The organism is Streptomyces sp. NPDC000880 (genome assembly GCF_053599675.1).
In genome coordinates this window covers 1-6,826 of the sequence record NZ_JBSFMS010000204.1, presented here as the reverse complement: position 1 = coordinate 6,826, position 6,826 = coordinate 1, and the positions used below count along the sequence as shown (strand labels likewise).

Below are 6,826 nucleotides of genomic sequence, written 5' to 3'. Positions count from 1 at the left end.
GGGCGCTGCACAGCGGAGGCCTTGACCGTGCCGTCCGCTGCCGCTTCGAGCTGCTGGGCGGGCGTCGCGTCCTCGAGCTCAGGCAACAGGTCGCCGAACTTGAGCAGCACGCGGTCCGTGCGCGGGGTCCGGCTGCGCCAGCGGCGGCCGTACTTCTCCCGCAGCTTCGCGCGGGCCATCAGCCGTTTCTTCTCCAGTTTCAGCGCATCCGTGTAGGAGGTGACCTCCCACAGCGTCATGCGCCGCCACAGGACGAACGTCGACGCCGGGGCAAGCAGCCACCGGGAGCGGCGGATCTTCTCCATCCGACGGCCGGTCACCGCCCCGATCCGCGCGGCGTAGATGTGGGCGCCGATCTCGGAGAACACGACCCAGAGCAGCGGCATCGTGCCGTGCGCGACCTTCGCCCACAGCCCCTGGCCGGCGGAGACGTTCAGGCCGCAGGTCACCAGCGTGAGAATCCAGGGAACGAACCTCACCCACGCCAGGGCCATGTCCATCCGGATCAGCAGCAGGTTCGCCACGGAGAAGACGGGGATGGCGACATCCATGCCGATCGGGACCATCCACGGATCCCCGAAACCCCACTGCAGCGCGGCGGCTGAGACGGCGTCGAACGATGCGATCAGCCCCAGCGCACCCACACCGGCGGCGGCAAGCGCGCCAACCGCGGCAAGGCCCATCTCCGGACGCGTCAGCGGCGGCACTGCCGGCCGCGTCGTCTCGGTCGGAGGCGAGTCGCGCCCGTTGCGCCCTCCCTGCGTGATCACACCCAGCTTCGGCAGCTTCGGCAAGACACTTCCCTTCGTTCGGGTCTTCCCGGGCGGCTTATGCTCATGACCGCCCGGGTCGACCAAACGATATAGCGTCCTCGCTCTCGCGTGCCTAAGCCGTTGTTTACGACCTGTCAGAACGTGGCGTAACCGGCTGATTCATCCGACTGGCTACCAGTCGAGCGGCTTGTGCGGCTTCCGCCTGTCGGGGCCCTGGATCTTCATCAGGTGCGCGCGGGCCTCGATCCTTGACAGGAGCCGCTCGCCGAGGATGTCGGCAACGCCCAAGGTCGGGTTGTCGTCCGTGCGGCGGCTCTTGAGGTTGGTCGAGTACGCCGTGGGGCGGCCGGCCGCAAGGCGGGAGTCCACCAGGTCGATGGTCTCCCGGCGGGCGAACTCCGTGGCGATGCCGTCCATCTCGCCGCACAGCTCGTCGAGGATGAGCAGATCTGCCTCGACGTGCTGCTTGCGGACCGCGTACGCGGTCAGGTTGTTGGGGCCGCCGTCGGGACGCCGCCACGTCAGGTACGTCGAGTGCTTCACGAACCGCGCCACCAGGCCGTGCTCGCTCGCCTCGTTGCCGAGTGCCGCGAGGGCGGTGGTCTTCCCGCTGCCGATGTTGCCAGGCACGATCAGGCTCAGGACCTCAGGGCGGGCCTTGAGCCGCTTGGCCCCGACCAGGGAGTTGAGCCAGTTGCGCAGGGTGTTGGGCTTCTGCGAGGGGTCGAGGTCCTCGAACCGCCACCGCAGGTAGTCGTCGTGTGCAGCTTCTCTCATGCTGTTGATCCAGATGTTCTTGCGGGCGCGGGCCTGTGGGACGGACACGTCGTCCCACAGCTCGCCCTCGGGTTCGGGTGATGCGGGCACGCCGAGTTGGGACAGGTCCGCACCACCGCGGCGCAGTGCCTCGACGACGCGGTCGGTGACCTCGAAGAGGCGCCGGGGCTCGCGGCCGGGGGCGATGGGGGTGGTGTCCATGGCGACCGTCATCAGGCTCACGCTCCTCGTGGTCAGTCGGTGAGGACGCCGAACTGGGCGTCATCGTCGTCGGGTGTGCTGTCGTCTGCGGCCGTCGTGGTGGCCTCCGGGGTTCCCCAGGTGGCGGCGTCGCTGTACGGGATACGGCCGTTGAGCTGCCGGGGCGGGACGTGGTTGGTGACGACCCCGAGGGCGGTCTGCCACTGCTGGCGGCTGGGCCAGTGCTGGCGTGCATGTCGGAGGGCATCGGCGCATTGGCGCTGGGTGTAGCCGGCCTCCATGGCGCTGAGGACCTGCTTGCGCATGGCGATGAACCCGCCCTTGGCGCCGACGTACTTGCCCAGGTGCTTCTCCGCGTCCTCCCACCACCATGTGGCGACCTTGTTGGCTGCCTCGTCGAGAGCCTTCTTCTGCGCCGCCTTCTCCTCGGCCGCGGCTTGCTTCTCCGCGGCTGTTGTCTTCGTCGCGGCGCGGGCCTTCGCGGGGGAGGGCTTGGCGGGAGAGGGCTTCGCGGCCGGAGTTGGCTTCGCCTTCGGCTCGTCGACCGCGTCCTCGTCCTCCGCCGGGGTGTCCTCCGGGGCGCGGTCATCCGGGCCCGGCTCGAATCCGTCAGAGCCGAGGGAGCCGTCGGGATAGCGGACGAGGAACGTGCGGTCTTCCTGCTCGAGGACGGGGATGGGCTTCCCCTCGAACGTGATGTGGTCCTCGGCCCACTGCTTGACAGGGAACTCGGACAGCGCGGTGCCCATCGCCTGCTTGCCGTCGCGGAAGCGGCGCCGTTCCAGCCGGTAGTGCCCGACGGCGGCCAACTCGCGTAGCGCGCGGCGGATGGCATCACGCCCCTCGCGGCCCTCACCCTGGCAGAGCTGTTCGGACCGCACCTGCCATTCCTCGCTCTGGTCGAGGAGGTACGTAAGCAGCCCAAGGGCGCGGTAGCTGATCTGCGTGTTCCGAGCGGTCGCGGACTCGACGCGAACGTAGTGAGCGCGCCGGTTGATGCGGACGCCGGTGCGGCTCATGCTGCGGCCTCGCTGGCGTGGTCGGTGGTGAACACGCTGGCGGTGTCCTCGGGCAGTCGGACGTAGGTGCGCCAGGTCTTGCGACCGGTGTCGCCGGGCTCATAGACCCGGTCCGTCTCGACCATTGCGGCGTCTCGCAACTCCGCGAAGGGCGCGCGGGCCTGGTAGGGGTTGAGGCCGCAGGCGGCGGCCATGGTGGGGATCGTGACCCACTCGCCCGACGTACGCAGGACGAGGTAGCAGTACAGACGGAATGCGCGGTCGGATATGTCGGTGGCAAGAGCCGGTTCGAGCGCGGTACGCGGAGAGTTCATGCGGGGTGTCCCTTGGAGCGGGGGCCCGGCCACAGGTGTGGCCGGGCCTGATGGCGGACGGCTCAGCTCTGCGCGGGGCGGGCGGGCATGAGCATCGGCATCTCCTCGAGGAGGTCGTCGAAGTCACCCCTCTGCCAGGCGTCTAGCAGCGCCTTCCGGCCGGCGTCGCCGTCGGCCCAGGTGAAGGTGACCGATCCAGTGGGATCTCCGCCGGCCACGTGCTTGAGGCCGGGGACGACTTCGCCATTGCGGGTGTCGACGATCAGCCCGGTACCCGGGTCCTTCTTGGCGTACTTGAGGAGCGCCGCCTCCCATACCGGGTCGCGCTGGATGACGACCTGGAGTCCGCCGTGCGCCTCCGCGTAGGCGTCGAGCAGCTTCTCGTCGTCCACGACGATCCTCGGCTTGGTGGTGTTCACCGTGTACCTGCCCGCGACCTGCCCACTGGCCTTGGCCACGACGCCAGGCTGTCCGGACTTCTCGTACGCCTCAACCAGCAGGCTGGTGGGCGACTTCATCCGTTCCCGGACGAGCTTCCCGACCTGTTCGTCGTGGAGACGCGCGAGCGCGGCGACCAGTGCCACCTTGTCGAGGGGCATGGGCGCAGGCTCTTGGGCCTGCTGCTCGTCTGCGGCATCGTCGTTCGGCATGTCGGTGTTCCCTTTCCTCCCCGGACCGCAGCCCGGGATTTGGGTCATCCCGGGCGGGGCGCTTCGAGGGCGTCGTAAGGAAGTACGACAGCCGCCGATTTTTGTTACACCTAGGCCCAGGTAGCTGGGTCGCTCTCCCAGCCGGGTAAAACAGTACAGCAGTAAGACTGTGATGGGGAGAGGGCGACGTAAGAGCCTCAAGTCCCTACGGTCGCGCCTGGTTCTGTCACCTCCGGCGACGTCACCGGCGGAGCGACGGAACCCCGGCGCCGCCCCCATCCGGAATGAGGACGGCACCGGCCCGGCAGCGGGTGGAGGGCCGGCCATGACGGCATGTCCCGCTTGCGAGGCGGGGTGCCGCGGTAGAAGTCCGCGGGCTCGCAGTCCTCCCCCCGCCGCCGACACCGCCGCTTCGTGGGAGAGGACCGCACCAGCCGTGACCGAGACCGTGACCGCCCCGCGCTACGTCGCCTATGTGCCGCTCACCGACCTGCGCCCCGCGCCCCGCAACCCCAAGCGGCACGCGCTGGAGCTGATCATCGACTCCATACGGATGCACGGCCTGGTCGAGACGCCCGTCGCCGATGAGCGCACTGGCCGAGTCCTGCACGGCCACGGCCGCCGTGAGGCGCTGATCGAGCTGCAGGCGCGCGGCGAGCAGCTCCCGGATGGTGTCCTGGTCGATAACGACGGCGGTTGGCTGGTCCCGCTTTTGCGCGGCTGGTCCTCCCGGGACGACGCCGAGGCCGAGGCCCTGGCCATCAAGCTTTCCCGCCTGCCGGGCGAAGGCGGTTGGGACCCGCGCGAGTTCGCGACGGTCCTCGAGGACCTGGCCACCGGAGACGCCGAACTGTTCGACTCGCTCGCCATCCCCCATGACGAGATCGACCAACTCCTGCGCCAGGTCGACCCCGAGACCCTGCCCGGCGGGGTCCGCGAGGACGAGCCGCCCACCCTGCACCTGCCGGATGACGGCGACTCCGACGGGCTGAGCCCGGACGACGACGGCCGCACCGCTCACTCGACCTGCCCCGCCTGCGGCCACATGTTCGCCAACGGCCGCTGAGCCCCTCAGAGGTCCGCCCATGTCCACTCGCCGCAAGGCCCGCCGGCCACAGCCACAGGCCGCCGCCGGGCGCCCGCGCCTGCTCTCCGACGAGGTCGAGGGCCGCCTCGTCGCCGCGTCACGCACGGGCGTCGCGGTAGAACTCGCCGCGGAGATGGCGGGCATCTCCCGCAGCAGCTTCCTGGCCTGGATGGCTCGGGGCCGTGCAGAGGTCGAATCCCGCGATGCGGGAGAAGACCCCCAACCCGGCGAGGAGGAGTACGCGGCCCTGTACGAAAAGGTCCGCACCGCGCGCGCGACGGCCGCGACCCGGGCCATGGCCAACATTCGGCGCGTCGCCGACGGCGGAATCGTCACCAAGGTCACCACCCGAAAGTTCCGCGACTCCGTGACCGGCGAGATCGTCGAGGAGACCGTCGAGGACCGCACCGCACCGGACTGGCGCGCCGATGCCTGGTACCTCGAGCGGCAGCATCGCGAGCACTACGGCAAGGACGCCACGGTGGCCGTCGAGATCACCGGTCTGGGCGGGACCATCGTCCCGGACGAGCAGTCCGTCGACATGCTGGCCCTCGCGGAACGTCTCGACAAGACCCTCTTTGCCGTCGAGTACCCGCCCGAGCTTGAAGACGGCAGCGTTGTGGAAGCCGAGATCGTCGACCCCTGACGTCAGCACGCGACGCTAAGCACGGCCGCCCGGCACGGTGCTCCTCCCTGCTCACCAGCACCGGAGGAAGCACCATGACCGTCACCCTGTATCCGGGCGCCATTCGCGGCGCGCACTGGTACGGCGACCAGTACGAGGGCTCCCTGATGGACCCGAACGTCCTCGGCCTGCACACCACCGAGGGGACCGGCATCGTCAGCTACAGCAACGGCTCCTCAGCCCCGAACCTCACGGCCAAGCCGAACTTCTCGAAGAAGAAGTTCGACGTCTACCAGCACTTCGCGCTGAACCGGTCCGCCCGAGCCCTGGTAAACAAGCCCGGCGGCGTCGAGACCAACACGCTGAACGTCATCCAGCTCGAACTCGTCGGCACCTGCGACCCCAAGCACAAGACCTCGTGGGGCAACCTCAAGGCCGGCATCGACTACATCTACTGGCCGGACGCCCCGGAGTGGGCCTACGACGCCCTTGCCGAGCTCATCGCCTGGATGCACACCAACATGGGCATCCCGCTCGCCGGCCCGTCCGAGTGGCCGGCCTACCCGTCCTCGTACGGGGCGACCAGCGCGCGCATGACCTTCGCCGAGTGGAGGAGTTTCAAGGGCATCTGCGGGCACCTCCACGCCCCGGAGAACAGCCACGGCGACCCGGGCAACATCCCCTTCGCCCGTATCCTGGCCAAGGCCAAGGCGATCGTCGCCAAGGGCGCCAAGCTGTCGCCCGCCCCGCCTAGCTCCACTCCCGCGCCCAAGCCCGCCCCGCCGTTCCCCGGGCGCACCTATTTCGGGCCGGGCAAGAACAACGCCCACATCACCCTGCTCGGCAAGCAGCTCGTGAAGAAGGGCTACGGCAGGCATTACACCTCGGGCCCCGGCCCGAAGTGGTCCGACGCCGACCGCAAGAACGTGCGCGACTTCCAGCTCTCTCGCAACGAGCTCAAGAACGACGCGGACGGCCTGCCCGGACCGCTGACTTGGAAGCTCCTGTTCTCCTGACCCCTCGGGCCGGCCCGCTCGACGGCGGGTCGGCCCCGTCCCGAAAGGCCCTCAGTGGCAGGCGAGACCGTCATCACCGTCATCGGCAACCTGGTCGATGACCCCGAACTCCGCTTCACTCCCTCCGGTGCGGCCGTCGCGAAGTTCCGCGTAGCTTCCACCCCGCGTACCTTCGACCGGCAGACCAATGAGTGGAAGGACGGCGAAAGCCTCTTCCTCACCTGCTCGGTCTGGCGTCAGGCGGCGGAGAACGTCGCCGAGTCGCTGCAGCGCGGGATGCGGGTCGTCGTTCAAGTCGCGGCCCGCCTCGCGGGAGACGATCTTCTTGAACTGCTTGACCAGCTTCTTCAGGTCGGCGGCGTCG

Annotated in this window: 9 protein-coding genes; 4 read left to right on the top strand and 5 right to left on the bottom strand. The window is 69.2% G+C overall.

Features of this window, described 5'->3' with window-relative positions; translation table 11 throughout:
* The 5 genes from ACWDO5_RS34775 to ACWDO5_RS34755 all read right to left on the bottom strand — a co-directional run.
* A partial coding sequence (locus tag ACWDO5_RS34775; RefSeq protein ID WP_450534533.1) for a DUF2637 domain-containing protein occupies positions 1–683 on the bottom strand: 683 nt, incomplete at its 3' end.
* Positions 684–944: 261 nt separating this feature from the next.
* Positions 945–1,763 (bottom strand): hypothetical protein, encoded by an 819-nt coding sequence (locus ACWDO5_RS34770; protein WP_450534532.1) that lies wholly within the window; start codon positions 1,761–1,763, stop codon positions 945–947.
* Between the two features lie 20 nt (positions 1,764–1,783).
* Positions 1,784–2,770: a hypothetical protein gene (locus ACWDO5_RS34765; RefSeq protein WP_450534531.1), complete on the bottom strand. Its 987-nt coding sequence runs from the start codon at positions 2,768–2,770 to the stop codon at positions 1,784–1,786.
* On the bottom strand, positions 2,767–3,084 hold the full coding sequence (locus ACWDO5_RS34760; protein WP_450534530.1) for a hypothetical protein: 318 nt from the start codon (positions 3,082–3,084) through the stop codon (positions 2,767–2,769). The genes ACWDO5_RS34765 and ACWDO5_RS34760 overlap by 4 nt, the downstream gene beginning before the upstream one ends.
* Positions 3,085–3,146: 62 nt before the next feature.
* A complete protein-coding gene (locus tag ACWDO5_RS34755; protein WP_450534529.1) occupies positions 3,147–3,734 on the bottom strand; it encodes a hypothetical protein in 588 nt (195 codons plus the stop codon).
* A 436-nt stretch (positions 3,735–4,170) separates the two neighbouring features.
* On the opposite strand from ACWDO5_RS34755, the gene ACWDO5_RS34750 reads away from it, so the two are divergent.
* The 4 genes from ACWDO5_RS34750 to ssb all read left to right on the top strand — a co-directional run.
* Positions 4,171–4,800: a ParB N-terminal domain-containing protein gene (locus ACWDO5_RS34750; protein ID WP_450534528.1), complete on the top strand. Its 630-nt coding sequence runs from the start codon at positions 4,171–4,173 to the stop codon at positions 4,798–4,800.
* 19 nt (positions 4,801–4,819) lie between these two features.
* Positions 4,820–5,467: a hypothetical protein gene (locus ACWDO5_RS34745; RefSeq protein WP_450534527.1), complete on the top strand. Its 648-nt coding sequence runs from the start codon at positions 4,820–4,822 to the stop codon at positions 5,465–5,467.
* A gap of 74 nt (positions 5,468–5,541) precedes the next feature.
* Complete coding sequence (locus ACWDO5_RS34740; RefSeq protein ID WP_450534526.1) at positions 5,542–6,462, top strand: peptidoglycan-binding protein; 921 nt, start codon at positions 5,542–5,544, stop codon at positions 6,460–6,462.
* Between the two features lie 54 nt (positions 6,463–6,516).
* Positions 6,517–6,826, top strand: a 310-nt coding sequence (gene ssb / locus ACWDO5_RS34735; protein ID WP_450534525.1) for a single-stranded DNA-binding protein, incomplete at its 3' end; no start/stop codon positions are given.